Here is a 24,592-nt window from a genome sequence, read left to right on the forward strand (position 1 = left end):
GAACAAATATATCGATATCGGATCAATCGCGCTGACTGGTCCTGTTCACACCGCCACGACATCCTGATTGACGTCATGCTGCACATGCGAGATTGCTTGCGCATGCCGCATTCTTTATCCCTCGTCCGCCTCCTTCTTCTGCTTGCCTTCCTTCTGCCGCTCCCCGCACCCGCCGCCCCGCCACCCCCGCAAAAGCGGCTCGTCATCGTCGACGATGACATGATCGGCTTCAACGGTGTGCCGCTGCTCCTGCTGCAGGCGCCCGATGTGCAGGTGCTGGGCATCACCACCACCAGCGGATCGGTATGGCGCGACACGGCGACGGCTTATGCGCTGCGCACGCTGGAGATATTGGGGCGCGCTGATGTCCCCGTCCTCCCCGGTGCGGTGCTGCCGCTGCTCAACAGCGCGGAGGCGACAAAGCGGTGGGAGGGGCTTTATGGCCGCCTCGTATTCAAGGGGCCGTGGACCGACTATTGGCCGGACGGCACCATTCAGGATCATCCCGGCGCGAACGACCCGGCCCATGTGCCGGACCTGCCGATGGGCAACCCCAAAACCAGGCCGGGTAAGGAGATCGCCGCCGCCTTCCTCGTCCGCATGGTGCGCGAACATCCGGGGCAGATCACCCTGTTCGCCACTGGCCCCATGACCAACATCGCGATTGCACAGAGCCTCGACCCGACCTTCGCCGCCAATGTGAAGGAGATCGTCTATATGGGCGGCAGTCTGCTTCCGCATCAGGTGCTGGACGGCCCCTCCGCAGAGCAGTTCGCCCGCGAATTCGTCAACTCCCCCCGGCGGGAGTTCAACATCCGCTGGGACCCGGAGGCCGCCAAGATCGTCGCCCACACGCCGTGGCGCAAGATGACGATGATTCCGGTCGATCCCTCCACCGGCACGCAATGGACGCGGGAATTTCTCGACAGCCTCGCGGCCGCCAATACCCCGCTCACCGGCATGATGCGGACCGCGCTCCCTCCCGGCTTTCCCATGTGGGATGAGGTCGCCGCGATGGTCTGGCTCGCGCCGGACATCGTGACGAAGGCGGAAACGCTCTACATCGATTTCGAGACCAGCCAGACGGCGTCCTATGGCGATACCCTGTCCTGGACGGAAGCGTATCGCCCGCATCTGGGCGAACGGGCGCAGCGGGTGATCCTCTCGGTCGACCGGGCGAAGATGGAGGCGGCGATGCGCGCCCTCTACATGCGGCCGACGGATAAATAGCGGGCGATTTGCCAATGGCGCGCTTTGACCGCAGCTTCCGGGAAGCCGCCGGACACCCTCGCCTTTAGCATCGCCTTCATTGCCGAAGGACGCTGCCGAAGGAGAAGAAGCGCATGCCATATCGACCCCGCCGCCGCGATGCGGGTTTGCCGCCGCTATTGCTCATCATCCTGTGGATCAGCGTGATGCCCTTGCCCTTCATCCCGCACGGAACGCCGCTCGCATGATCGACCTGTCCGACCTCGATCGCTACGGCGCCGCCATCCTCCCCGCGTTGCTCAGCCCGCAGCAATGCGCCGACGCCATTGCCCTGTGGGATGCCGCTCCCGCGACCTTCCGCAAGGATGTGAACATGGCCCGGCACGGCTATGGGCGCGGCCATTACCGCTATTTCGCCTATCCGCTGCCTGATCCCATCACGGACCTGCGCGAACGCCTCTACGCGGCGCTTGCGCCGGTCGCGAACCGCTGGGCGGAGGCGCTGGGCCAGCCGGATATCTATCCCGCCGCCCATGCCGATTTCCTCGCTCGCGGCCATCTCACCGGGCAGGACAAGGCGACGCCGCTGCTGCTCCGCTACGAAACCGGCGACTGGAACGCGCTGCATCAGGATGTCTATGGCTCGCACATCTTCCCGCTTCAGGCCGCGATCCTGCTCTCCCGCCCCGGCGAGGATTTCACCGGCGGCGAGTTCATCCTCAGCGAACAGCGCCCCCGCATGCAGTCCCGCCCCGAAGTGGTGCCGCTCACCCAGGGTGACGCCGTGGTCTTTCCGGTTCGCGAACGCCCGGTGCAAGGGACGCGCGGCATCCACCGCGTCCAGATGCGCCACGGCGTCAGCCGCCTGCGCAGCGGTACGCGCTTCACCCTCGGCATCATCTTCCACGATGCCGCGTCCTGATTAGCCAGATACACAGCGTGCTCCTGCGAAAGCAGGAGCCCAGTCCCGCCCTCTGAACTGGGCTCCTGCTTTCGCAGGAGCACGCGCTCTCAAAAGGCCGATTGCACTCCCATCCTCTGCCCATTTCGACCAGCGTCGGCCCGCATCGACCGGCGTCGGCGGCGCGCCTTGAGGCATGCCCCGCCCGCGCGCATGCTCCGCGCGCAACAAGACGCTGCCACAAGCCAAGGGGAATGCCGCCATGCGCCGTTCGATTCTCGCCGCCCTGATGGGCGCAACGCTCAGCCTGTCCGCCGCCAGCCTTCCGGCCTTCGCCAAGGCGCCCGACTTCGCCGCCGCCGTCGCTGACAAGGGCCGCCCGGCCGACGCCATCGCCCTCGACGAAAGCCGCAAACCGGCCGAAATCCTCGCTTTCTTGGGTCTCAAATCCGGCGACAAGGCAGCCGACATCATGACCGGCTCCGGCTATTGGGCGGAAATCATGGCGAACGCCGTGGGCAAGAAGGGCAAAGTCACTGCCTTTGAACCCTCGCAATTTTACGCCAGTCCGGAGGAAATGAAGGTGTGGGACGCGCTCGGCAAGCGCCGGCCGGACATCAGCTTCGTCCGCTACCCGTTCGAGGCGTTCAGCGCGAAGCCGGACAGCTTCGACTTTACGATCATCAACCTCTCCTACCACGACCTCTACTGGGAATCGGAGAAATATAAGATACCCCGCACTGATCCGGCGGCCTTCGTAAAGACGCTCTACGCCGCGACCAAGCCCGGCGGTATCGTCGGCATCATCGACCATGCCGGCCTGCGCGGCGACACCCGAAAGACGGTGGATACGGTGCACCGCATCGACCCCGCGCAGGTGAAGGCGGACTTCACCGCCGCCGGTTTCGTGCTGGAGGCGGAAAGCCCGATCCTCGCCAATCCGGCCGACGATCACAGCAAGTTGGTGTTCGACCCCGCGATTCGCGGCAAGACGGACCGGTTCGTCTATCGTTTCAGGAAACCGAAGTGAGGTAAATTTGGCTTAGCTCCAGCGATTCCCCCATCCGTTCGTCCTGAGTAGCCACTGAGCGAAGTCGAAGTGGCGTATCGAAGGATTGGGACTTGGCGCATATGCTTCGATAATGAACAGGTGAACATGCCCCCGGCATGTTCAGGATCGTCCGGGGGACGATCCGACCTGATCATCCTTCGCCAAGCTCAGTCCCTACTCAGCACGAACGGAGTGTGAGGGAGGGAGACTGCACATCTACGCCCCAACCCCACGCCTCATCGTGGTAAACGGCGCATTCACCATTATTCAACCACTGTCGGGCAGGATCGACTCCGAAAACCCCTGATCCTGTTGGCATTGGCCTGTTGTTATTTGGGACGGGAGCCTTATCTTGGGCGCTGAAAGCGAGCGAAAGCGATAGATGAACGACGACAAGGAACCGCAGGGCAATCCCTGGATCAAGAGTGCGATGATTTGGGCAGGCGTCATCATCGCCCTGCTGCTGTTCGTGTCGATGTTCGACAACCGCTCGACCACGGCTGGCGGCGCGGCCATCGCCTATTCCGATTTCCGGCAGAAGATTCAGGATGGCCAGGTGAAGGAAGTGGCCGTCGCGCCCGACCGCATCACCGGCACCCTGTCGAATGATCAGAAGTTTCAGACGGTCCCCGTCACTGACCCGAACCTGACGACGCTGCTTGACGATTATGGCGTCAAATATAGCGGCCAGGCGGAGGAGCAGCCGAGCTTCTGGATGATCCTCATCTATCAGTCGCTACCGTTCCTGCTGATCCTGGGCATCGCCTTCTTCGTCCTGCGCCAGATGCAGAAGGGCGGCAGTTCCGGCGCGATGGGCTTCGGCAAGTCGAAAGCCAAGCTGCTGACCGAAAAGCATGGCCGCGTCACCTTCGATGACGTCGCCGGCATCGACGAAGCGCGCGAGGAGCTTCAGGAAATCGTCGAGTTCCTGAAGGACCCGACCAAATTCGCGCGCCTTGGCGGCAAGATTCCCAAGGGCGCTCTGCTGGTCGGTTCGCCCGGCACCGGCAAGACCCTGCTCGCCCGCGCGATCGCGGGTGAGGCGGGCGTGCCCTTCTTCACCATTTCCGGTTCGGACTTCGTCGAAATGTTCGTCGGCGTCGGCGCAAGCCGTGTCCGCGACATGTTCGAGCAGGCGAAGAAGAATGCGCCCTGCATCGTGTTCATCGACGAAATCGACGCGGTCGGCCGCCATCGCGGCGCAGGCCTCGGCAACGGCAATGACGAGCGCGAGCAGACGCTGAACCAGCTTCTGGTCGAAATGGACGGTTTTGAGGCCAATGAGGGCATCATAATCGTCGCCGCGACCAACCGTCCCGACGTGCTTGACCCCGCGCTGCTGCGTCCGGGCCGCTTCGACCGTCAGGTCGTCGTGCCTCGCCCGGATATCGAAGGCCGCGAGAAGATCCTCGCCGTGCACATGAAGAAGGTGCCGCTGGCCCCCGACGTCGACGCCCGCACCATTGCGCGCGGCACGCCCGGCTTCTCCGGCGCGGACCTCGCCAACCTCGTCAATGAGGCCGCGCTGATGGCCGCCCGCCGCGGCAAGCGCCTGGTCGCGATGGACGAGTTCGAGGCCGCCAAGGACAAGGTGATGATGGGCGCGGAACGCCGTTCCATGGTCATGACCGACGATGAGAAGAAGATGACCGCCTATCATGAGGCGGGTCACGCCATCGTCGCGATCCACGAGCCTGCGTCGGACCCGATCCACAAGGCGACGATCATCCCGCGCGGCCGCGCGCTTGGCATGGTCATGCGCCTGCCGGAACGCGACAATTACAGCTACCACCGTGACAAGATGTACGCGAACCTCGCCGTCTCCATGGGCGGCCGCGTCGCGGAGGAAGTGATCTTCGGCTATGACAAGGTGTCGTCCGGCGCGTCCAGCGACATCCAGTACGCCACCCGCCTCGCCCGCGACATGGTCACCCAGTGGGGCATGTCCGACAAGCTTGGCCCGCTCCAATATGAGGAGCAGCAGGGCGAGACTTTCCTCGGCTATTCGCAGAGCCAGCGCGTGCACATGTCGAACGAGACGGCGCAGGCGATCGATCACGAAATCCGCACGATCGTCGAAACCGGCTACAACCGCGCCAAGGAACTGCTCAAGAAGCATGAGGATGAGCTGCACCTGCTCGCCAACGCGATGCTGGAATATGAAACGCTGAGCGGCGAGGAAATCCGCAAGCTGCTGGAAGATGGCGAGATCACCCGCGACGACGGCACGAAGATCAAGCCCAGCAACGTGCCCGCGGCCGGCTCCTCCATCCCCAAGACCCGCCGCCGCAAGGGACCCTTCGGCGAACCGGCGGGGCAGGGGGCGTAACCCGCAGTCTCCCGGTTATGGAATGCGAAGGGGCCTCTGGAAACGGAGGCCCTTTTTCGTTCGAGTCTAGGACCCAACTCCGTTCGCCCTGGGGCGCTTAAAACGCAGCGTGCTCCTGCGAAAGCAGGAGCCCAGGCCCACGCTCCGAACTGGGCTCCTGCTTTCGCAGGAGCACGCCGACCCATAAAATGGGCAGTCCTAGCCTACCTCCCGCTCCGCCCCGTTCACCCTCTCCGTTCGTGTCGAGCGAAGTCGAGACACGGTCGCACAGCGTTTTGCCTCAAGGTTGCGCAGAGGCTTCTCGACTACGCTCGAAGCGAACGGGATGGCGGAATGCGGGCTTCGTCGGACCGTCACCCCTCCCGCTCCGCAAACGCCTTCCGCGCCGCCTCGATCTGCGCATGATAGGTTTCCGCCCATATCCACACGCCGCAGAACGCCGCGCCCAGCGTCCGGCCCAGCTCCGTCAGGCTATATTCCACCCGTGGCGGCACCACCGGATAGACGGTCCGCGCGACGAGGCCATCCCGCTCCATCTGCCGCACCGTCTTAGTCAGCATTTTCTGGCTGATGTCGCCGACATGCCGGCCAAGCTGGGTGAAGCGCAGCGTGCCATGATCCTCCAGCGCCTCCAGGATCAGCATCGTCCATTTGTCCGCGACCCGGCCGATAATCTCATCGACCAGCGCGCCGACGACCGGGTCGGTTTCCATGGGCGGCGGATGCGCGCGCCGCGCCTCGATCATGGGGTCCGGCTGGGCCTTCTTCATCCTACAGTATCCATGTGGTAAGTATCGAACTTTCGGGTGCCTACTTTCCAAAGGAGAGTGTCATATTTATCTGGGAATCACAACAGCGATCAGAAAGGTTCGAACGATGCAGATTTCCGGCAACACCATACTCATCACCGGCGGCGGCTCCGGCATTGGCCAAGCGCTGGCGGAAAAATTCCATGCCGCGGGCAATCAGGTGATCATCGCGGGCCGCAACGCCGCTAATCTGGACGCGGTGACCGCGGCCAATCCCGGCATGGCCTCCATGACCTTCGACGTGGGCGACGCCGCCTCCATTACGGCTTTCGCCGCGCAGCTCGTCGCCGCCTATCCTGCGGTCAATGTCATCATCAACAATGCGGGCATCATGCAGATCGAGGATATATTGCAGGCGCCCGCCAACCTAGCCACTACGGAGGCGACGGTCGCGACCAACCTGCTCGGCCCGATCCGCCTGACCAGCGCCCTGCTGCCGCATCTCCTGAAGCAACCGGCCGCCACCGTGATGATGGTCACGTCCGGCCTCGCTTTCGTGCCGATGGTCGCGACGCCGACCTACAGCGCCACCAAATCGGCGATCCACGCCTATGCGATGGCCCTGCGCGAACAGTTGAAGGGAACATCGACCGAAGTGGTGGAGATCATCCCGCCCTATGTCCAGACGTCCCTGACCGGCGATCACCAGGCCAATGATCCGGCCGCCATGCCGCTCACTGACTTCATCGATGAGGTGATGGCGATCCTTGCGTCCGACGCAAAGGTCCGGGAAGTGATCGTCGAACGCTGCAAGCCGCTCCGCTTCGCCGCCCAGCAAGGGAATTTCGATCAGATATTCGCCACGCTCAACGCCCCCCGCTGATCCGGGGCGGCGCGCGCCGCGAATAATCTTGCCGGAATAGTGGTTAATCGCCGTCCGTACGTTATGCTTACGTCACCGAATATATTTGGGGCGTTTCCGTCTGCGATATTCCTTTCGCAACCGCCCCGGCAGGCTTGAACCGGCATATTGAGGGGAAGCGACATGACCACCGCGCAGATTGATCGTGAAAGCAGGCAGGAACTCGAAAGCCGCGGCTATTCCCGGCGGCAGATAGGGCGCATCGCCGCGCTTCTGGGCGCGGGCGCGGTCATGACGCAGGTGGCCCGCCCCGCCTTCGCCCAGCAGTCGGCAAAGGCGATGGTCGGTGCGGTGCGCATCGGCTCCAACGAATGCTGGACCGGCCCTTTCCCCGCTGGCGTGGAGGCGGCCGCGAAGATCGCCGCCGTCGGCAACTGGTATGAGCCGGACGACGAACATGCCAAGCTGACCGCCGCCGTCGCGCAGGTGGAGGGCGTTCCGGCCGAATGCGTCATGGCCTGGCCGGGGTCGAGCGATCCGCTCAACCGCTCCGTCATCACCTTCTGCTCGCCGGAGCGCGGCCTGGTGACCGCCAACCCGACCTATGAACAAAGCTGGGCCACCGCCGCATGGCTGGGGGTAAAGCCCGATCGCGTGCCGCTGACCAAGGATTACCGCCACGATGTGAAGGCGATGCTGGCCGCCAATCCGAAGGCGGGCCTCTATTATATCTGCTCGCCCAACAACCCGACCGGCACGCTGACGCCGATCGAGGACATCGAATGGCTGATCGCCAACAAGCCCGCGGACTCGGTCGTCCTCGTCGACGAAGCCTATATCCACTTCGCCGGCACGCCCAGCGCCGCAAAGCTGGCGGGCACCCGCAACGACGTGATCGTCATGCGGACCTTCTCCAAACTGTTCGGCATGGCGGGCATGCGCCTTGGCCTCACCATCGCGCACCCCGATCTCTACAAGAAGATGATGCGCTATGACGGGCAGCAGGTCAGCTTCATGCTGCCGATGACAGCGGTCGCCTGCGGCACCGCCAGCCTGGTCCTCGCCGACCAGATCGCCGCCCGCCGCGACCAGATGAACGCCGTGCGCGAGGAAACCTTCGCCCACCTGAAAAAACGGAAAATCCCCTACATCCCCTCGCACGCGAACATGTTCATGGTCGATTGGGGCAAGGGCAAGAACCCGAAGGACATGCAGGCCAAATTCGGCGCGGAAGGCATCCAGATCGGCCGCTCCTGGGACGCCTATCCCACGATGAGCCGCGTCACCGTGGGATCTGCGGAGGACATGCAGAAGTTCCGGGTGGCGCTGGACAAGATTTTGATGGGGTGAGGACAGAAGCGCGCAGCCCCGCTATAGAACGGGGCTGCGTTCAACAGCGCTATGGGATCATGGCAATGTGATCCCGTACCGTCCATATTCTCTGTCAATACTCGGCTTTATGCGCCGGGCGATGGCAACGTCCTTGACGGATTCCGCATCCCTGTGAAGCATTTTCAGCACCGCAGCGCGCAGGAACCGGCTGTTGGCTTTTCCGGGCGAAGCAGCAAGTACAGCGTCAAGATCCGCCAACGCCTCGTTATATCGTCCGGAGCGATACCAAACCAGGGCTCGGCTATCGAGCGGACCGGTAGTATCGCTGCTCAGCTCTATCGCGCTGGTGCAGTCTTTCAGGGCAGTGTCCAGCATCACCGAATGCGTCGCCTTTATCCAGCATCGGCCATTCATGAGCGATGGTGAACCGGGTTTCTCCGCAATCAATATATCATAGAGTTTGATGGCCTCATGCACGTCGCCGAAATCGCCTATCAGGTTTGCCTTGGCCTCGCGAAAAGATGATCGGGTCTCGCCACCCAGCGCAATGCGTTGATCAAGCAGGGCAACGCCGCGGTCCAGATTGCCGAGTTCCGCCTCAAAATAGCTTACTCTTCCGATAGTTTCGCCTGATGCGGGGTCGAGAGCGCGCGCGGCCTCGGCGTCCGCCAATGCGCCTTTAACATCGCCCAGTTCGTAGGAAATGAACGCCCGCTGCAGGTATGAGCTTACGGAAGGGGCTATAGCTATCGCTCGCCCCATATCGGCAAGCGCGCCGCGCCGGTCTCCCGTTCCATTCAGAAATGCCGCCCGGCTGGTATAGCCTGTTGCCTCTTCGGGATCATCCTTGATCACCTTGTCGAAGACTGCCCGAATAGCCTTGACCTGTGTCGAGGCCGCCATTTCACTGGCTGTCAGGGTCCAGCGGCGGGCAGTGTCCACAGGTGCGACAAGACGAGGTGATCGCGCCTTGGCTGTGGCAACCGCGTCGCGTTCGGCGGGAATTTGCTTCGCCGCGATTTCTCCTCCCAGCGAATCGAAGCGCTCATCCAGCGTGACGATCCCACCGTCCATTTGCATCGAGCGGCTGAGATTGAATCCGGCCAGCCTTTCCTTCAGATTTGTTTCACCGTCTATTGCAAAGCCCCGGCCGTTGTCGGGCAGTTTCAGCCGCAGCCGGTATCGCATCCCTTGCGGTGGATTGACGGCGACCGGAATCTCCGCCCAACTGGGCTTGCTGCGATCCGGCGCAAAATCGAAGCCGCTCAGTGCGTACGCCACAGCGCGCTTGCGCCGCCGATCTTCCGTCGTCCAAGGCGTAGTGACGACGCCGTTGGCGCGCAATGTTACATCTCCACTCGCGCTGTCGGGCGTTATGGTGGCGTTCGTATATTGCCCCTCGCCGATAAACTGTTGCAGGAATTGTCGGACTGCTTCGCCCTGCTCCTTTTCGCCAAGTTGGGTTTTCGCCAATGCCATCGCCGCTGCTTGGGGGCCATGCACGATGAGTGTGGCATGGAACGCGCTTGGCAATTCCACGCTCGCGCTTTCGTCCGCATCAACGGAAAGATCGATCAACGGTCGCGCATTGGCGTGCGTCTCAATGTTCATAAGGTCTGCGCCTGCAAGGCGCACCGGCAGGACATATTGGAACGGCGGCGTATCACGGATATCGGCCATACGGGACCCGCTGCCTGTGCCGTCGAGCCAGAATGTTTCTCCGTCGATCACGGCGCGGACGAAAATATGATTGAACGCACCCGCGCTGGGCAGCCGTTCCGGGACAAAATCGCTCAGGCCGACATTGGCCAACACGGGTTCGGCCTCGATATTCATGGCGTGCAACATGGCGATCAGCAGCAGCGTCTTTGCCTTGCAATCGCCGTACCTTAGCTCCCAGGTCCGTGTCGGCTTTTGCGGGATATAGTTCCCGCCATCCATGCCGATCGCCAGATACCGGATTTTGTCCTGGACCAGTTGCAATGCGCGCTGAGCCCGGCCGATAGGCGTGGCCTCGGACGCCATGATCGCTGCAACCTCAGCGGCGACGGGACTTCCGGGCAAGATCGCATGTTCGGTCCGGTAGAGCGTTGCCATGGTTTTGGAAACGTCCGCCCAATCTGAAAAGGTCGCTAATTCGATTAAAGGCGAACGGCGAAATCGGCTTGGCGCATCTTCGGGCATTTCGGGTTGCTTGGGCGCAGGTAGCGACAGGGTCATTTCGGTATATGCCCCCTTGCGGACAGGCACGCCCTTGACCCCGTCAGCGATAATTTTCCAGCGAGGGGCGGCATTTGTCGGCCATGAAAAACGCATACGCGCAAATCCAACGCGTGCTGGCTGTGCTATGATGGGCATGATGTCCTGCACGCGACCGGCAAGCGCATCATCTTTGGCCGTAACAGTGGCGCGAAGTTGAAGCACGTCGCCTACCTGCAGCCCTTCGACCGCTATGGTGGCCGTCAATATTCCTGTAAGTTCGCGCTGTTCCAGCGCTTGTTCACGACGAAGAACAGTAAATTTCTGACCATTGGCAATCAGGTCGATTTTCTCTGCTCCGCGAAGAATTGATAGCTCGTGGATCAGAAGATCACCCTTATCAGGCGCCCATGGGATTGTCAGCGTTGCCGCCTGCGCCAGTATCTCTGGCGTAGAAATCCGGGTCGCTTGATCGACATAGGACCAGAGGCGCCCGTCTTCGATGCGATGCTGAAAGTCCAGAATGAGAAGGGGAGGCGAATCTGACGTATTAGGCGGCATTACGGCAGGAAGGACCCATGCAGGGGCCGGCTGATAAAGCGGCGTATCACTCGCCAGCGCAGAATAAGGGGCGCAGGCGGCAGCCGCCGCCAGCACCGCTGGCAATAATCGTCCCAATTTACCCCCCAAAATTCTTGAAATGCGATATTGAGGAAGGGAAACTAACTTAGCCCTAACGAATGTCGAGCAGTTCGAACCAAGACGGTTGTAATGGAACATTACTCGCCGCGCGGAAAAATATGATATGCGTTCTCTGGTTACAGGGACACAATCCGTGACCGGCCTTTCCCAACCCCCTATACCCCTCCCATGACCCCGCTCGCCGCCGCTATCCTCTCCGCGATCGCCATGACGCTCATCGTCGGCATCCGCTATCTCATCACCAGCGGCGGGTTTGCGCTGGCGACGCGCATCCGGCATCCCGGTCTCTATGCCGGCCTGCAGCCGCAAATGTGGCGGGAGGTCGGCTGGTCGCTGCTCTCCGCCGCCATTTACGGCATTCCTGCGGGCATCGTCGCCTGGGGGTGGCGGGCGCATGGCTGGACGCGCATCTACACGGACATCCACGCCTTCCCGCTCTGGTATGCGCCGCTGTCGGTGCTGCTCTATCTGCTGGCGCACGACACATGGTTCTACTGGACGCACCGCTGGATGCATGTCCCCGCGCTGTTCCGCCGCATCCACACCGTCCATCACGCCAGCCGCCCGCCGACGGCCTGGGCGGCGATGAGCTTTCACCCGTGGGAGGCGATCACCGGCGCGGTGGTCATCCCAGCGCTGGTCTTTCTCATTCCCATCCATGTCGGGGCGCTGGGCGCGGTGCTGACGATCATGACCGTCATGGGGGTCAGCAACCATATGGGGTGGGAAATGTTTCCGCGCGCGCTGGTGCATGGCCCGGCGGGGCGCTGGCTGATCACGGCCAGCCATCATCAGCGGCACCATGACCTTTACGCCTGCAATTATGGCCTGTATTTCCGCTTCTGGGACCGGCTCTGCGGAACGGACAAGGGCATAGGGACCTTTGCCGGGCAGGCCAAAAGGGCGTGAACATCATGAGGATTCTTGCGCGGATCGCTGGTCTGGGCGCTGTCGCCCTGCTGATCGGCGCGGCTCCGGCGGACCTGCCCCAGCCGCTGACCGTCGGCGTGGAGGGGCTGCGCTCGCCCCGCGGCCTGCTGCAGATTTGCCTCACGCGGTTGCCCGATCATTTCCCCGACTGCACCGGGGACCCGGACAAGCGGCACTTCAGCATTCCCGCCGCACAGGCCGCCAATATGGCGCTCGGCGATCTTCCCGCCGGCGGCTATGCGCTGGCGATCATCCATGACCAGAACAGCAATAAGAAGCTCGACACTTTCATGGGCATTCCGAAGGAAGGCGTCGGCTTTTCGGAAAATCCGCCGATCCGTTTTGGCGCGCCCAGCTTTCGCTCCGCGCGCTTCACCGTGGGCGGCGCGGCTGTGCGGCAGGACATAAGGATGAAATATTTCCTGTAACCTGCGGGCAACAGTCCGGAGGGAACCCGAAAGCTCAAGGGAACCTGCAACAGCCGTGAAACATTCTCTCGTTCGACCCTATCGAACAGGAAAATCATGACATATCTCCGCCTCCCGCTCCTTTTCGCCGCGTTCGGCGCTGCCCTCGCCGTTCCCGCACAGGCCCAGGAAGCGGAGGACCGGTCATCCCTCACCATCGGCGCAGGCGCTGCCTATGTGCCCAGCTATGACGGGTCGGACGATTATATCGCGGTCCCGGTCGCTGCGGCGCGGGGCAAGGTCAATGATTTCGCCTTTTGGACACGCGGCACCAGCCTCTATGTGGACGCGATCCCCAACACCGATCCCAATGGCTGGGACATAGAGGTGGGACCCGCCGTCAACGTCAACCTGACCCGGACCCAGCGGATCAAGGACCCGCAGGTCAGGGCGCTTGGCAAGCTGGACACAGCGATAGAGGTCGGCGGCTTCGTCGGCCTGGGCAAGACGGGCGTGATCACCAGCGACTATGACAATCTGTCCGTCCGGGTCAGTTGGATGAAGGATGTTGGCGGCGCGCACAAAAGCTACGTCATCACCCCGGCCATCGAATATATGACGCCGCTATCGACCACGACCTTCGTGGGCGTGGGCGCGTCGGCCGAATATGTCGGCAAGGGCTATGGCCGCTATTATTATGATGTCGACGCGGCGGGCAGCCTGGCGAGCGGCCTGCCGGTCTATACCGGCGCGGGCGACGATTCAGGGTTCAAGAAGGTCAGCATGAACCTGATCGCGGGGCATTCGCTGTCCGGCGATCTGCGCAAGGGTTGGGCGGTATTCGCGCTTGGCGGTTATCAGAAGATGCTGGGCGATTATAAGCGCGCGCCAATCGTCGAGATTGCGGGCAGCAGCAATCAGTGGATCGCCGCGATCGGCATTGGCTATACGTTCTGACCGCACCGGCCCGGACGGTATGACCTGAACGGGCGTGACTCGAAAGGGTGTAACTCGAAAGGACGGGAGTGCGGGATCAGTCCCGTTCGCCGCGGTCCGCCGCCAGCCAGCTTCTGGCCATGTAGGACAGCGCGAACCACAGGGCCAGCGGCGCAAGGAACAGGGCCTGTGCGCTCGTCAGGCGGCCGTTCGGGCGCTTTTCGCTCTGGCGTGACAGCGTGTTGTCCATCAAATCATCCTCCACTCAGACCGGATTTTCATTGAATCCGTGAGCGCCAAGAATGCGCCTTGCTGTACGTTCCTACAATTGCCCTAACAATTGGTTGAGGTCCCGATTCAGGACATATTTTCAGTGGCTTCTTCGGCGTCTTGGCAATGGGTGACCGGGCCTATCGCGGCAGGTGCGGCGCTTCTCCGCCCAGCCGCCTTTTATGATATCGCCCGCGCAGCAGCGCCGCCGCGACCAGGAACGGCGTCGCCAGCGCCACCGCGCCGAGCGCCAGGAAGCGCGGCGACCATCCGAACAGGCTGTGCACCCCCGACAGCGGCAGCGCCGCCAGGATCATCCCCGCGCCCAGCAGCAGCAGGCCCACCCGCCGGGGCCGCACCGCCACCATGCGCAGCTCATGCTTATACGCCTTGCGGCCGGCCTTGGTCGTCAGATCGGGATGGTTCATGGATTCTCCAAACTTCGCTGGACCTTCTGCCTGTCCATCCCTATCCTTGCAAATATTCCCCGGGGGACCCTGCATACAGGGTTGAGATATGGCGATGGGCGCCATGACCCGCTGAACCTGATCCGGTTGACACCGGCGGAGGGAGGGAGCGAGCTTTACGGGCCCGCATTCTCTCTCCGCATATTTGGAGAGACTTCATGGCCGATATCCCCGCCCGCACTGAAATGCGCGTCACCACCGGCCCGATCCGGGGTTCGCGGAAGATCCATGTCGGTCCCCGTAATGTCGCCATGCGCGAGATTCATCTGGAGCCGGGCAGCGGCGAGCCGCCGGTGCGCGTCTATGACACGTCCGGTCCTTACACCGACCCCAATGCCCGCATCGACATCATGGCCGGCCTGCCGCAACTTCGCCGCGACTGGATTCTCGGCCGGGGCGATGTCGAGGAATATGACGCCCGCGCCATCAAGCCCGAAGATAACGGCCTGAAAGGCCCCGACCGCAGCGGCGGCGTCAGCCAGTTCCCCAATGTCGTCAAGCGCCCCCTGCGCGCAAAGCCCGGCATGAACGTCAGCCAGATGCATTACGCCCGCCAGGGCATCATCACGGCGGAGATGGAATATGTCGCGGAGCGCGAGAATCTCGGCCGCGCACGGCTGAAGGATTATGTGCGCGACGGCAATGACTGGGGCGCCGCCATCCCCGATTATGTGACGCCGGAATTTGTGCGGGATGAGGTCGCGCGCGGCCGCGCCATCATCCCCAACAATATCAACCACCCGGAATCCGAGCCGATGGCGATCGGCCGCAATTTCCTGGTGAAGATCAACGCCAATATCGGCAACAGCGCCGTCGCGTCCGACGTCGCCAGTGAGGTCGACAAGATGGTCTGGTCGATCCGCTGGGGCGCGGACACGGTGATGGACCTCAGCACCGGCCGCAATATCCACGACACCCGCGAATGGATCATGCGCAACTCGCCCGTGCCGATCGGCACCGTGCCCATCTATCAGGCGCTGGAGAAGGTCGGCGGCATCGCCGAGGAACTGACCTACGAGATTTTCCGCGACACGCTGATCGAGCAGGCGGAACAGGGCGTCGATTATTTCACCATCCATGCGGGCGTGCGCCTGCCCTACATCCCGATGACGGCGAAGCGCGTCACCGGCATCGTCTCGCGCGGCGGGTCGATCATGGCGAAATGGTGCCTGTCGCACCACAAGGAGAGTTTCCTCTACGAGAATTTTGAGGACATTTGCGACATCATGAAGGCGTATGACATCGCCTTCTCGCTGGGCGACGGCCTGCGCCCCGGCTCCATCGCCGACGCCAATGACGAGGCGCAGTTCAGCGAACTCTACACGCTGGGCGAACTCACCAAGAAGGCGTGGGAGCATGATATCCAGGTGATGATCGAAGGCCCCGGCCATGTGCCGATGCACAAGATCAAGGAGAATATGGACAAGCAGCTGGAGGCGTGCGGGGAAGCGCCCTTCTACACGCTTGGGCCGCTCACCACGGACATCGCGCCGGGGTACGACCATATCACCAGCGGCATCGGCGCGGCGATGATCGGCTGGTACGGTACGGCGATGCTTTGCTACGTCACGCCCAAGGAGCATCTGGGCCTGCCCGACCGCGACGACGTGAAGGTCGGCGTGGTCACCTACAAGCTCGCCGCCCACGCCGCCGACCTAGCGAAGGGCCACCCTGCCGCAAAGGTCCGCGACGACGCCCTAAGCCGCGCCCGCTTCGAATTCCGCTGGCGCGACCAGTTCAACCTGTCGCTCGACCCCGACACGGCGGAACAATATCACGACCAGACCCTCCCCGCGGAAGGCGCAAAGACCGCCCATTTCTGCTCCATGTGCGGCCCGAAATTCTGCTCGATGAAGATCACGCAGGAAGTTCGCGACTTCGCCGCAAAGCAGAACCAGCCGGCGGATGCGTTCATCGCGGCGGAGGATGCGGAGGCGGGCATGAAGGAGATGAGCGAACTGTACGAGGCGACCGGGCGGGAGCTGTATATGGGCGCTGGTGGGAGAGAGCATGATTGATCCATCAGTATTATGCTGGCTATCCTACAGTGACCGTTGTGCAGTATGGCTTGACAAAGCGCTGGTATCTCGATTCAAACCAAAAATGTGAACCAAGTCACGCCAAAGGGGGTTATGGCATGATGAAGCTACATGGAGGTTCGCAGTGACAACGCTTGAAGAGCAATTCGCGCTCTTGATGGCCGATGTCGCGAACGCACCGTTTCGTACATCGCCTGACCTCACTAGAGGTACGTTTACACCCCAGTCACAGCGGACGCGTACGGTATACAGCGTCGGAGAGGCGATAGGACATAGGGGGACGAATGCCAAATTGGGGGCAGGTACTAACCGAGATTCAGGCTCAAGACGCTAAACTTACAAATAGTGCCCAGAGTGCTGTAGATATCGTTAGACGTCGATATCTTAGAAAGCTTTTCAAAAAAACAGGCAGAAATGTCATAGCATATTATTCGGGTTGGCTGAGCAACCCGGGTGCATTCGGTACAGATGTGAATGATGAAGATAAAGCCGCGTTTATGATGGCTATTCATGGCCTGGATAAAACTAAAGGCCTTGATCTGATCCTACATACGCCTGGTGGAGGCATTGCTGCTGCGGAATCTCTTGTTGACTACCTAAGAAGAATTTTTGGCTGTGATATTCGAGCGATAGTCCCTCATTTGGCCATGTCGGCAGGGACAATGATAGCATGTACTTGTAAATCGATCATCATGGGTAAACAGTCCAATCTTGGACCGATAGATCCTCAACTAGGAGGTCTTCCTGCCGCTGCTGTAAAAAAAGAAATCGAGCGAGCAATTGCCGAAATTCAGGCTAATCCAGAGCGCCTTCAATTTTGGCAATTCGTACTTAGCAAATATACGCCTACATTTGTTGGTCAATGCGAGCAAGCCGTCACAATGGCTGCCGAATTTGTCCGGGACCGGCTGATTGACAATATGTTGAGCGACGATCCTGAAGCACCAACAAAAGCACAGGCAATTGTGTCAGGTTTATCTGATGTTGATGACAACAAGTCCCATGCTCGGCACATTCACATAGATAAGTGCGAAGCGCTTGGCTTAAAAATAGAGCGTTTAGAGGATGATCAAGAGTTACAGGAAGCAGTACTTACGGTGCATCACTGTTTCATGCATAGCCTCAGTGTAAGCGGTGCTGCTAAAATGGTAGAAAATCAGAACGCTGCAGCTTTTATAAAACTGCCGGCATGACGCTCTAATCCGGCTTAATAATAACCTAGTTGCAATGTCCCCCACCACCGAACTCGCCATCCGCGCGCGCCGCGCCGCATTCAACCGCGCCATCGCGGAAGGCGACACTTCCGCCATTGGCCCGCTCCTCGCCCGTGATTGCGTCATGGTCACCGGTACGGACAGCGCCGTCATCGCCGGGCGCAATGCGCAGGTGAAGGTGTGGACGCGCGAGTTCGCCTCTCCGCATCGCCTGATCTACGACCGCAAACCGGACGTGATTACCGTCTCGCCGGTCGAACCCATCGCGTTGGAGCAGGGCGAATGGCAGGGCGTGGATAAAGCCACCGGTGCTCTCGCCGCATCCGGCGTCTACACCGCGAAGTGGCGCGAAACGGGCGGCCAGTGGGTTATCGAAGCGGAGATATTCGTCACGCTGGGTTGAGGCGCATCCACGCAATGTTCGGTATCGCCCAGCTTTCATCCGCCGCTATTTCAACCCATTCCCGCCACCTGCGCTAACGGTCGCTCAATCTGGTCGATTCCGGATATATCTAGCGAGGCATATCTTGTCCGGTGATGGGAAATCGCTGACATTTGGCGCGCCATAGCCGGGGGGCAGCGGAAGAATGACATTTCGAAATGCTGTGCTGGGCGTTGCCCTGATCCCGCTCGCCTGCTCCGCAGCGCCGCAAGAGAATTTCTCTGCAGAGATGCTCCGCCGGATACAGACCGCCATGCCGGACGCCCGCCTGTCTCTAAAGCAGGATGAGCCTTTGGTCATTGTGCAAAGGAAAAGTGGGGAGCGAGAGGAAGGTGAAATCAACCTGCACCGCATCCACAATTATTGCGCGCATGCGGCGGCTTCCGACTGTGAAGCCGCCAAAGCGGAGTTCGTCACCAAAATCTCCCAGAAACTCCCGGAAATGACTCCCGCAAGCCTCCGCCTGGTGGTGCGCGACCAACAGTATCTCGAATATCTGAATAATAATGGAAAGGGCGGTCCAAGCGCATGGGGCGTCTTTGAGCCGATAGGCGAGGACCTCTACGCTGTTCTGGCGTCAGATTCCGACAACGCCATCCGTATTGTCGGGAACAAGGATCTTGGCGAACTGGGTTTGACGCGCCAGCAGGCGTGGACGTTCGCGCGGAAACAAACGGAGGAACGGTTGCCGAAGATTCCTACCGCGCAACAACTCGCGGAAGCGCCCGTCGCGTTCGAGGCGGAGGAATATCTCGCAAGCCTGCTGATCGATCGGGATAGCTGGTCGCGGCTTTCCAAGGCCGTTGGTCCCGACCTCTTTGTAACTGCCGTGTCGGACCAGTTCGTTTTTGTGGCAATGCGCCCGGACGGGGCCAGCTTCGACGAATTCAAAAAGGTGGTTGCGAATGACTGCGCTGCGCAACCGCGCTGCGTTTCACCCAATATTTATCGCTTTCGTGGTGGCAAATGGATGATCGCGCGATAGCTTATCCGTCGCCCACCGCCCCCTCGATCGCCCGCAATAGCGCGTCCCGGTCCATGCCCGACCGCCCCGCTATCCCCAGCTCCTTCGCCCGCGCCATCAGCATCGCCTTGGTCGGGCTTTCGCGTTTGATGCGCGCCACCTTCTCGCGCACATCTTTGGGCTGGGCGCTGTGCTGCCGGCCCTTCGCGCCGTCCTTGCGCTTCTTGGCGGTGGAGCGCGCATATTCATCCTCGGTCAGCAGCGCGCGTATTTCTCGGGGCAGGTAGCGTTCGCCGCTTTCCCCGCTTTGCGCGCCGGACCTGGTGCCCCAATCCTCCTGCGTCCACTGGTGCAGGTCGGTTTCGTCCCGCGCGAAGCCGCTTTCCTCATATCCGCCGCCGCGCCGCTTATATTCCGCGACCGCCAGTTGCGCCTTGCGAGCGGACCATTGGCCGGGCTTGCCGCCCTTGGCCCCGGCGGTGATCTCCGCCTTCACCGCGTCCCACAGGCCGGGGTTTGTCCGCTCCGCACTTTGCGCCATGCGCGCCTCCTTCGGGTTGCTGAAGCGCCAACGGCCATCGCCCGCCGCCGTTCCGCTCTGGACTCTCCAACAATAGAACATATCATGAACATATAGCGCGATTCGGAGAGACGCCATGAACCAGCACAGCATGATGCGCGGCGGCCATAGCCACCGCTTTTTCTTCGCCTTCAAGCCCGATCCAGTCACCGCGCGGCGAACGGATATATTTGCGGAGGGCATTGCTGGCGGCGCACGGCGCATCCGGCCGGAGCATCTGCACATGACGCTCGCCATCACCCATGATTATCCCGACTATCCCCATGCGCTGGTCGAGCGCTTGCTGGCGGCGGGCGACAGCATCCGCGCCGATCCACTGACGGTGACGTTTGACAGGCTGGTGGAGGGCTACAGGTCGGTATCGCTGCGGCCCAGCCATCGCGATCCCGCTCTCATGGCCCTGCAGCGCGATATCGTCGCCACCGCGGCCACGCATGGCGCGCTGCTGCGGGAGGATTACAGCTTCGATCCGCATCAGACGCTTTGCTACCGCGACGGGCCGGTCCACCAGCGCCGCTGTCCACCGATTGCATGGGCAGTGACGGAATTGGCGCTCGTCCACAGCATCTATGGCCGGACACAGCATGCCACGCTGCGCTCATGGGCGTTGATGGGTGCGCCGCAGGGCGCCTTCGCCTTTTGACCGGCGCGCCCGCCTGTCAGCCCCTCTGCCGTCAGGCGACGCCCATCATCGGCCGGATCGCGGGCAGCAGCAGCGCCACGCAGCAGAGCGCCGCCGCCCAGGGATGGCTGATCGCCGGGAGCGCCACGCCGCGCGGCGCGATGCCGCCTGCGATCCGCGCCATCGCGGCGGACAGGCTGTTCGCCGCGTGCCGCATGCCGGCGCGGACGATCATCGCCTCCTGCGGATTGAAGCGCATCAGGCCGAGCAGCAGCGTCAACGCCAGGTCGCGTCTCTGCCCGGACAGCAGCGTCCAACCCGCCGCCTCCTGTTGGATCGGGCGTCCGGCCGGGCGCGCATTATCTTCACAATTCCGCATTGCGTTCGCCCTCCCTGTTCCGGCGTTCGTTACGCAGGCGCTATTGATGGTTAACCGGCCTGCGCGCAGGCGCTTTTCCACCAACGACATGAGGAATAGTACGAACGTATATTTACGCCGTTATGTGGGTTGCGGCGACCCTCGAACACCCTCGCATTCCTCATCGCATTTGCGCGCCGCCGGGGCGTCAGAATGCGTCCACGATCAGCTTCAGGCCAAGCCCGATCATCAGCAGATAGACGATGGTGTAGAAGCGCGGCGCGTCCAGCCTGCGGATCAGCCAGACGCCTGCGGCGGTCGACACAATGGCCAGCGGCACCAGCATTGCCGATATGCCCAGATTCTCCGTCGTGAACTCCCCCAGCGCGATATAGGCGGGCACTTTCGCCCAGTTGATGATCGCGAACAGGACGGATGTGGTGCCGACAAACTCCTCATGCGGCAATTTCTTGGGGGCTACATAGATCTGGAACGGCGGTCCTCCGGCATGGGCGACCTGGCTGGTGAATCCAGCCGCGACGCCCGCCAGCACGCCCGCCCAGTCCGGCGCATGCGCGGCGGCGACGATCCGGCCGCCCCGCTCCACCCACAGCCGCCAGACTCCGAACATCATGGAAATCAGGCCCAGCATCGCCATCATGCCGGCCACCGGCAATATCTCCGCAAAGGCCCAGCCAAGGGCGATGCCGGCCAGCGCGCCGGGCAGCATGATCGCGACGATCCGCCGGTTCCATGTCTTGCGGAACGCCCATACGCTGACGACATCCTGCACGATCAGGATCGGCAACAGCACGGCGGCCGCCTGCACCGGCGGCATGACCATGGCCAGGACCGGCGTCGCCAGCGCCCCGATCCCGGAAAATCCGCCCTTCGCCAGCCCGATGATGATGACGGCCAGGCAGGCGGCGGCGAGGACGAGAGGGTCGGAGAGCATGGCGCTGCCCTAACGGTGTTGAGATAAGGAAGCCAGTGGCGTTGGAACCGGCTTTACGGCAGGAGAATAGCATGACGGATGGACGGACACGGGTGGGGATTGGCGGCTGGACGTTCGAGCCGTGGCGCGGGACATTCTATCCCCAGGGCCTCAAGCAGAAGGATGAGCTGGCCTATGCCGCCAGCCGCCTGACCGCGATAGAGATCAACGGCACCTATTATAGCAGCTTCAAGCCGGAGAGCTTCCGCAAATGGGCCGACGCCGCGCCGGACGGCTTCGTCTTTACGGTCAAGGCGTCCCGCTTCTGCACCAACCGCCGCATGCTGGCGGACGGCGCGGAGTCCGTGCAGCGCTTCGTCAATCAGGGGCTGTCAGAACTGGGGGACAAGCTCGGCCCGATCCTGTGGCAGTTCATGGCGACCAAGAAATTCGATGCGGAGGATTTCGGCGCCTTCCTCGCCCTGCTGCCAAAGGCGGTGGACGGCGTTCCGCTCCGCCACGCGCTGGAGGTGCGGCATGAAAGCTTTCGCGACCCCGCCTTCATCGCGCTGGCGAAAGCCGCCAACGCCGCAATCGTCTATGCCGACCATGACGAATATCCCTTGATCGAGGCGGATACGGCGGACTTCACCTATGCGCGGCTGATGCGCTCTGTGGAGGATGAACCGGCGGGCTATGCCCCGGCCGCCCTGGATGACTGGGCGGCAAAGGCGCAGGCGTGGCGGAAGCGCGGAGACGCTTTTGTTTTCTTCATTTCGGGGGCCAAGGCCAGGAATCCGGCAGCCGCGATGGCGTTGATGGAGCGCGTGGCGAAGTGACCGGGGCGGGCATTTCTTGCCGCATATCCGCGCCATTCAGTTTCTTGTTTGCTGACATTCGGAAGATCGGCATGCCCACCTTATGAGTGAACATTGGACCTATGATGAGTGGGTGGCCAACACCGTTGAAAAGATCGTCAGCAGAGGTTTGGCGCTCCCGGATGAGCATAGGGGGGGATTGGCTCCGACTGCAGATTGAATTGGCTATCGGGCAGGCGCTACGGCACGGTAAATCAGGTAAGGGCGAGAGCGATCCGGTTGAGTATTAGCAGCCTGAGCACTATCGCGCATTTTCGGACTTTCGCACGCAATCTTGTGGCGCTCGAAACCCGCTCAAATGGCTTGTTTAGAAATCAGGTGAGCCACATTTCGGGCAGCTCTCAGGTAGAATGAACGGCCCTACAGCCATAGTCGTTATGAACTCGATCCCAGTGCGAATCCACACCACCTGACCGCAGGTTCTGCATCGCTCTAGGCAATAGCTTGCCAAGAGGATGAGCGCACCGATAGCATACCAAAAGCCATCGGCGCTAAACATAGAGCCTACTATGATGATGGCCAGCACAGCATGGCGACCATACATTCGTAATTTCAACTTAGTGAGCCGATCCACGAGGCATGGCTACCGGTTAGGGCCAACTTGTGCAACTGGATCAGCCCTGTTTAAAAGCCGCCAGTCCGCTCTCCGCCGAGCGCGGTCTGCACCTCAGGAGAGTTGGTGCCACCGGGCCTGAGATCCCAGCCTCCGCTGCGATGACGGCAATAAAGCGCAAGGCCACCTCTCCACCCCTTTCGTCATCCCGCACTTGATGCGGGACCTATTGGCTCTACGGCGATGTGACTGCACAAGCGCCCCGCGCTCATGGATCCCGGATCAAGTTCGGGATGACGAAATAGAGGATATGTCCGCGCACCACCCCAGTCGGACGTGAGGTCGCCGCGACATAAGGGGCGGCATTTGGCATCGCATCATCCCCGGGGCGAAATCCGCAGTCTCGGCGCGGCGCAGGGCCGCTCCGCCCGACTCGCATGGTTAATATTTTATTGCGTCAGCGATTGCGTTTGTTGCAAGTGCGAAGACGCCCTTTGCGATTGAGGGCTGGTCCACATGGGGCTAGTGGCGCCCTCCCGTAACAAAAGTTACACGAAAGGGAGCAATGCAATGCGTTACGCAGTCAATGGCGCCACCGTTCTTATGGCGCTCAGCGTTCAGGTCATCACCTTCTACGGTGTCCTGTACGCCTGAACGAACTACCCCGCCTTTTCCGCCATCGGAAAAAGCATAAAGCGAAAAAAGCCGCCCAAGGCATGGCCCGGGGCGGCATTTTTGCGCGTCGAGCCGGTTCTTGGAACCAGTCTTTTAAGGCGCATGCGCGGACAGGGCGTCAGCCCTCCGCCAGCCATCCCGCCAGCAGATAGGCGACGACGCCCACCGGGCCCAGGGCGAACAGGGTCAGCAGCACGACGGCGATCCGCACGATCAGCACATCGACGCCGGTCTTGGCGGAAAGGCCGGAGCAAACGCCCATGATCCTGGCGTTGCGGCGATCGAGGGTGAAGCTGGTCTGCATGGTCTGATCCTTCAAAATTGCCGCATCCGGCGAGATGCCGGACACTACGCAGGAGCCGTGCCAATTCTGGTTTTGCCCGGAAAATGGCCACTTTGGGCTGTGTAGCGCGCGGGAATGGCGATGCGGTTCGCTGCAGGTTAGGAAATTCCCACATCTGTTGGGGATTTTTTCGGCGATCCGTGGCGGCGCTGAAGGTTCGCAAAAGAGCGGACGCCGCCTATGCTAAGGCATGGCCATCCGACCGACCCGCCTTTTCGTTTATGGAACGCTGAGAAAAGGCGGCTCCGCGCCCCTGGCGGACAGGCTGGCGCAGGAGGCGCGCTGGCTGGGCCGGGCGGAGGCGCGGGGCGCACTGTACCGGATCGACGGCTATCCGGGGTTTGTGCCCGATGCGAATGGCGGCCCCGTGACTGGCGACCTTTTCGAGATTGATCCCGGCGGAGCGCTGCTGGCGGCGCTGGACGATTATGAGGAATGCGCCCCGCCCTGGCCCGAACCGCATGAATATCGGCGGACGGTGATAGAGGTGGAGACGGAGCATGGCCGGACGGCGGCCTGGACCTATCTCTATGCCTGGCCGGTCGAGGGGCGGGAGAGGATCGCCGGGGGCGATTTTCTCGGCTGATCCGATTGCCCCTGCGCCGTGTTGCGTTAGGGTGGGCAAAGGGGCGCCAGGAGAGACAGC

The 24,592-nt window shown here is 61.9% G+C and carries 24 protein-coding genes and 1 riboswitch; of the genes, 16 read left to right on the top strand and 8 right to left on the bottom strand.

From position 1 onward, the window contains the following. Positions 1–102 precede the first annotated feature (102 nt). From BHQ40_RS10520 to ftsH, 4 genes are all read left to right on the top strand, one after another. Positions 103–1,230 (top strand): nucleoside hydrolase, encoded by a 1,128-nt coding sequence (locus BHQ40_RS10520; RefSeq protein WP_070155644.1) that lies wholly within the window; start codon positions 103–105, stop codon positions 1,228–1,230. 223 nt (positions 1,231–1,453) lie between these two features. Next, positions 1,454–2,131 carry a 2OG-Fe(II) oxygenase gene (locus BHQ40_RS10525; protein ID WP_070155646.1) on the top strand — a complete coding sequence of 226 codons (678 nt, stop codon included), beginning with the start codon at positions 1,454–1,456 and terminating at the stop codon, positions 2,129–2,131. A gap of 241 nt (positions 2,132–2,372) precedes the next feature. Then, positions 2,373–3,140, top strand: a complete 768-nt coding sequence (locus tag BHQ40_RS10530) for a class I SAM-dependent methyltransferase (protein ID WP_070155706.1) — start codon at positions 2,373–2,375, stop codon at positions 3,138–3,140. Between the two features lie 403 nt (positions 3,141–3,543). Next, a complete protein-coding gene (ftsH, locus tag BHQ40_RS10535) occupies positions 3,544–5,490 on the top strand; it encodes an ATP-dependent zinc metalloprotease FtsH (protein WP_070155648.1) in 1,947 nt (648 codons plus the stop codon). 353 nt (positions 5,491–5,843) lie between these two features. On the opposite strand, the gene BHQ40_RS10540 is transcribed toward ftsH, so the two are convergent. Then, a complete protein-coding gene (locus BHQ40_RS10540) occupies positions 5,844–6,260 on the bottom strand; it encodes a winged helix-turn-helix transcriptional regulator (RefSeq protein ID WP_070155650.1) in 417 nt (138 codons plus the stop codon). 106 nt (positions 6,261–6,366) lie between these two features. Between BHQ40_RS10540 and BHQ40_RS10545 the strand changes: the two genes are divergently transcribed. Both BHQ40_RS10545 and BHQ40_RS10550 read left to right on the top strand, forming a co-directional pair. Next, positions 6,367–7,122 carry an SDR family oxidoreductase gene (locus BHQ40_RS10545; RefSeq protein ID WP_070155652.1) on the top strand — a complete coding sequence of 252 codons (756 nt, stop codon included), beginning with the start codon at positions 6,367–6,369 and terminating at the stop codon, positions 7,120–7,122. 162 nt (positions 7,123–7,284) lie between these two features. Further along, entirely contained in the window at positions 7,285–8,451 is a 1,167-nt protein-coding gene (locus BHQ40_RS10550; protein WP_070155655.1) for a pyridoxal phosphate-dependent aminotransferase, read from the top strand. 57 nt (positions 8,452–8,508) lie between these two features. Here the strand turns inward: BHQ40_RS10550 and BHQ40_RS10555 are convergent, their stop codons facing one another. Continuing rightward, positions 8,509–11,412: a DUF3857 domain-containing protein gene (locus tag BHQ40_RS10555; RefSeq protein ID WP_083276838.1), complete on the bottom strand. Its 2,904-nt coding sequence runs from the start codon at positions 11,410–11,412 to the stop codon at positions 8,509–8,511. A 90-nt stretch (positions 11,413–11,502) separates the two neighbouring features. Between BHQ40_RS10555 and BHQ40_RS10560 the strand changes: the two genes are divergently transcribed. The 3 genes from BHQ40_RS10560 (at position 11,503) to BHQ40_RS10570 (ending at position 13,628) form a co-directional block, all read left to right on the top strand. Beyond that, entirely contained in the window at positions 11,503–12,243 is a 741-nt protein-coding gene (locus BHQ40_RS10560; RefSeq protein WP_070155658.1) for a sterol desaturase family protein, read from the top strand. A gap of 11 nt (positions 12,244–12,254) precedes the next feature. Further along, positions 12,255–12,692: a DUF2141 domain-containing protein gene (locus tag BHQ40_RS10565; RefSeq protein ID WP_070155708.1), complete on the top strand. Its 438-nt coding sequence runs from the start codon at positions 12,255–12,257 to the stop codon at positions 12,690–12,692. Positions 12,693–12,788: 96 nt separating this feature from the next. After that, on the top strand, positions 12,789–13,628 hold the full coding sequence (locus BHQ40_RS10570; protein WP_070155659.1) for a MipA/OmpV family protein: 840 nt from the start codon (positions 12,789–12,791) through the stop codon (positions 13,626–13,628). A 76-nt stretch (positions 13,629–13,704) separates the two neighbouring features. Here BHQ40_RS10570 and BHQ40_RS26165 read toward each other — a convergent pair whose 3' ends face one another. Then, positions 13,705–13,857 (bottom strand): hypothetical protein, encoded by a 153-nt coding sequence (locus BHQ40_RS26165; RefSeq protein WP_171905825.1) that lies wholly within the window; start codon positions 13,855–13,857, stop codon positions 13,705–13,707. Between the two features lie 160 nt (positions 13,858–14,017). After that, a complete protein-coding gene (locus tag BHQ40_RS10575; protein WP_070155661.1) occupies positions 14,018–14,305 on the bottom strand; it encodes a hypothetical protein in 288 nt (95 codons plus the stop codon). Between the two features lie 50 nt (positions 14,306–14,355). Next, positions 14,356–14,466: riboswitch (TPP riboswitch) on the top strand. A gap of 36 nt (positions 14,467–14,502) precedes the next feature. On the opposite strand from BHQ40_RS10575, the gene thiC reads away from it, so the two are divergent. The 4 genes from thiC (at position 14,503) to BHQ40_RS10590 (ending at position 19,024) form a co-directional block, all read left to right on the top strand. Beyond that, a complete protein-coding gene (gene thiC / locus BHQ40_RS10580; protein WP_070155663.1) occupies positions 14,503–16,362 on the top strand; it encodes a phosphomethylpyrimidine synthase ThiC in 1,860 nt (619 codons plus the stop codon). Between the two features lie 305 nt (positions 16,363–16,667). Beyond that, on the top strand, positions 16,668–17,576 hold the full coding sequence (locus tag BHQ40_RS25020; protein WP_083276839.1) for an SDH family Clp fold serine proteinase: 909 nt from the start codon (positions 16,668–16,670) through the stop codon (positions 17,574–17,576). A gap of 34 nt (positions 17,577–17,610) precedes the next feature. After that, entirely contained in the window at positions 17,611–18,000 is a 390-nt protein-coding gene (locus BHQ40_RS10585; protein ID WP_070155665.1) for a nuclear transport factor 2 family protein, read from the top strand. A gap of 184 nt (positions 18,001–18,184) precedes the next feature. Further along, entirely contained in the window at positions 18,185–19,024 is an 840-nt protein-coding gene (locus BHQ40_RS10590) for a hypothetical protein (protein WP_070155667.1), read from the top strand. A gap of 1 nt (position 19,025) precedes the next feature. Here BHQ40_RS10590 and BHQ40_RS10595 read toward each other — a convergent pair whose 3' ends face one another. Continuing rightward, positions 19,026–19,544, bottom strand: a complete 519-nt coding sequence (locus tag BHQ40_RS10595; RefSeq protein WP_070155709.1) for a DUF5872 domain-containing protein — start codon at positions 19,542–19,544, stop codon at positions 19,026–19,028. 115 nt (positions 19,545–19,659) lie between these two features. On the opposite strand from BHQ40_RS10595, the gene BHQ40_RS10600 reads away from it, so the two are divergent. Continuing rightward, positions 19,660–20,226, top strand: coding sequence for a 2'-5' RNA ligase family protein (locus BHQ40_RS10600; RefSeq protein WP_070155669.1), 567 nt, complete (start codon positions 19,660–19,662; stop codon positions 20,224–20,226). 31 nt (positions 20,227–20,257) lie between these two features. On the opposite strand, the gene BHQ40_RS10605 is transcribed toward BHQ40_RS10600, so the two are convergent. Both BHQ40_RS10605 and BHQ40_RS10610 read right to left on the bottom strand, forming a co-directional pair. After that, positions 20,258–20,584 (bottom strand): hypothetical protein, encoded by a 327-nt coding sequence (locus BHQ40_RS10605; protein ID WP_070155671.1) that lies wholly within the window; start codon positions 20,582–20,584, stop codon positions 20,258–20,260. 187 nt (positions 20,585–20,771) lie between these two features. Next, positions 20,772–21,518 carry a sulfite exporter TauE/SafE family protein gene (locus BHQ40_RS10610; protein WP_070155673.1) on the bottom strand — a complete coding sequence of 249 codons (747 nt, stop codon included), beginning with the start codon at positions 21,516–21,518 and terminating at the stop codon, positions 20,772–20,774. Between the two features lie 71 nt (positions 21,519–21,589). On the opposite strand from BHQ40_RS10610, the gene BHQ40_RS10615 reads away from it, so the two are divergent. Further along, positions 21,590–22,336 (top strand): DUF72 domain-containing protein, encoded by a 747-nt coding sequence (locus BHQ40_RS10615; protein ID WP_070155674.1) that lies wholly within the window; start codon positions 21,590–21,592, stop codon positions 22,334–22,336. A 1,385-nt stretch (positions 22,337–23,721) separates the two neighbouring features. Here the strand turns inward: BHQ40_RS10615 and BHQ40_RS10625 are convergent. Beyond that, entirely contained in the window at positions 23,722–23,907 is a 186-nt protein-coding gene (locus tag BHQ40_RS10625) for a PspC domain-containing protein (RefSeq protein WP_070155711.1), read from the bottom strand. 229 nt (positions 23,908–24,136) lie between these two features. On the opposite strand from BHQ40_RS10625, the gene BHQ40_RS10630 reads away from it, so the two are divergent. Continuing rightward, complete coding sequence (locus BHQ40_RS10630) at positions 24,137–24,532, top strand: gamma-glutamylcyclotransferase family protein (RefSeq protein WP_070155677.1); 396 nt, start codon at positions 24,137–24,139, stop codon at positions 24,530–24,532. Positions 24,533–24,592: the final 60 nt, after the last annotated feature.

Source organism: Sphingobium phenoxybenzoativorans, from assembly GCF_001757355.1.
GTDB classification, from domain to species: domain Bacteria; phylum Pseudomonadota; class Alphaproteobacteria; order Sphingomonadales; family Sphingomonadaceae; genus Sphingobium; species Sphingobium phenoxybenzoativorans.

Coding starts and splice junctions, on each gene's coding strand:
- BHQ40_RS10520 (WP_070155644.1), top strand. CDS start 103: ATGCCGCATTCTTTATCCCTCGTCCGCCTCCTTCTTCTGCTTGCCTTC.
- BHQ40_RS10525 (WP_070155646.1), top strand. CDS start 1,454: ATGATCGACCTGTCCGACCTCGATCGCTACGGCGCCGCCATCCTCCCC.
- BHQ40_RS10530 (WP_070155706.1), top strand. CDS start 2,373: ATGCGCCGTTCGATTCTCGCCGCCCTGATGGGCGCAACGCTCAGCCTG.
- ftsH (WP_070155648.1), top strand. CDS start 3,544: ATGAACGACGACAAGGAACCGCAGGGCAATCCCTGGATCAAGAGTGCG.
- BHQ40_RS10540 (WP_070155650.1), bottom strand. CDS start 6,260: ATGAAGAAGGCCCAGCCGGACCCCATGATCGAGGCGCGGCGCGCGCAT.
- BHQ40_RS10545 (WP_070155652.1), top strand. CDS start 6,367: ATGCAGATTTCCGGCAACACCATACTCATCACCGGCGGCGGCTCCGGC.
- BHQ40_RS10550 (WP_070155655.1), top strand. CDS start 7,285: ATGACCACCGCGCAGATTGATCGTGAAAGCAGGCAGGAACTCGAAAGC.
- BHQ40_RS10555 (WP_083276838.1), bottom strand. CDS start 11,412: ATGTTCCATTACAACCGTCTTGGTTCGAACTGCTCGACATTCGTTAGG.
- BHQ40_RS10560 (WP_070155658.1), top strand. CDS start 11,503: ATGACCCCGCTCGCCGCCGCTATCCTCTCCGCGATCGCCATGACGCTC.
- BHQ40_RS10570 (WP_070155659.1), top strand. CDS start 12,789: ATGACATATCTCCGCCTCCCGCTCCTTTTCGCCGCGTTCGGCGCTGCC.
- BHQ40_RS26165 (WP_171905825.1), bottom strand. CDS start 13,857: ATGGACAACACGCTGTCACGCCAGAGCGAAAAGCGCCCGAACGGCCGC.
- BHQ40_RS10575 (WP_070155661.1), bottom strand. CDS start 14,305: ATGAACCATCCCGATCTGACGACCAAGGCCGGCCGCAAGGCGTATAAG.
- thiC (WP_070155663.1), top strand. CDS start 14,503: ATGGCCGATATCCCCGCCCGCACTGAAATGCGCGTCACCACCGGCCCG.
- BHQ40_RS25020 (WP_083276839.1), top strand. CDS start 16,668: ATGCCAAATTGGGGGCAGGTACTAACCGAGATTCAGGCTCAAGACGCT.
- BHQ40_RS10585 (WP_070155665.1), top strand. CDS start 17,611: ATGTCCCCCACCACCGAACTCGCCATCCGCGCGCGCCGCGCCGCATTC.
- BHQ40_RS10590 (WP_070155667.1), top strand. CDS start 18,185: ATGACATTTCGAAATGCTGTGCTGGGCGTTGCCCTGATCCCGCTCGCC.
- BHQ40_RS10595 (WP_070155709.1), bottom strand. CDS start 19,544: ATGGCGCAAAGTGCGGAGCGGACAAACCCCGGCCTGTGGGACGCGGTG.
- BHQ40_RS10600 (WP_070155669.1), top strand. CDS start 19,660: ATGAACCAGCACAGCATGATGCGCGGCGGCCATAGCCACCGCTTTTTC.
- BHQ40_RS10605 (WP_070155671.1), bottom strand. CDS start 20,584: ATGCGGAATTGTGAAGATAATGCGCGCCCGGCCGGACGCCCGATCCAA.
- BHQ40_RS10610 (WP_070155673.1), bottom strand. CDS start 21,518: ATGCTCTCCGACCCTCTCGTCCTCGCCGCCGCCTGCCTGGCCGTCATC.
- BHQ40_RS10615 (WP_070155674.1), top strand. CDS start 21,590: ATGACGGATGGACGGACACGGGTGGGGATTGGCGGCTGGACGTTCGAG.
- BHQ40_RS10625 (WP_070155711.1), bottom strand. CDS start 23,907: ATGCAGACCAGCTTCACCCTCGATCGCCGCAACGCCAGGATCATGGGC.
- BHQ40_RS10630 (WP_070155677.1), top strand. CDS start 24,137: ATGGCCATCCGACCGACCCGCCTTTTCGTTTATGGAACGCTGAGAAAA.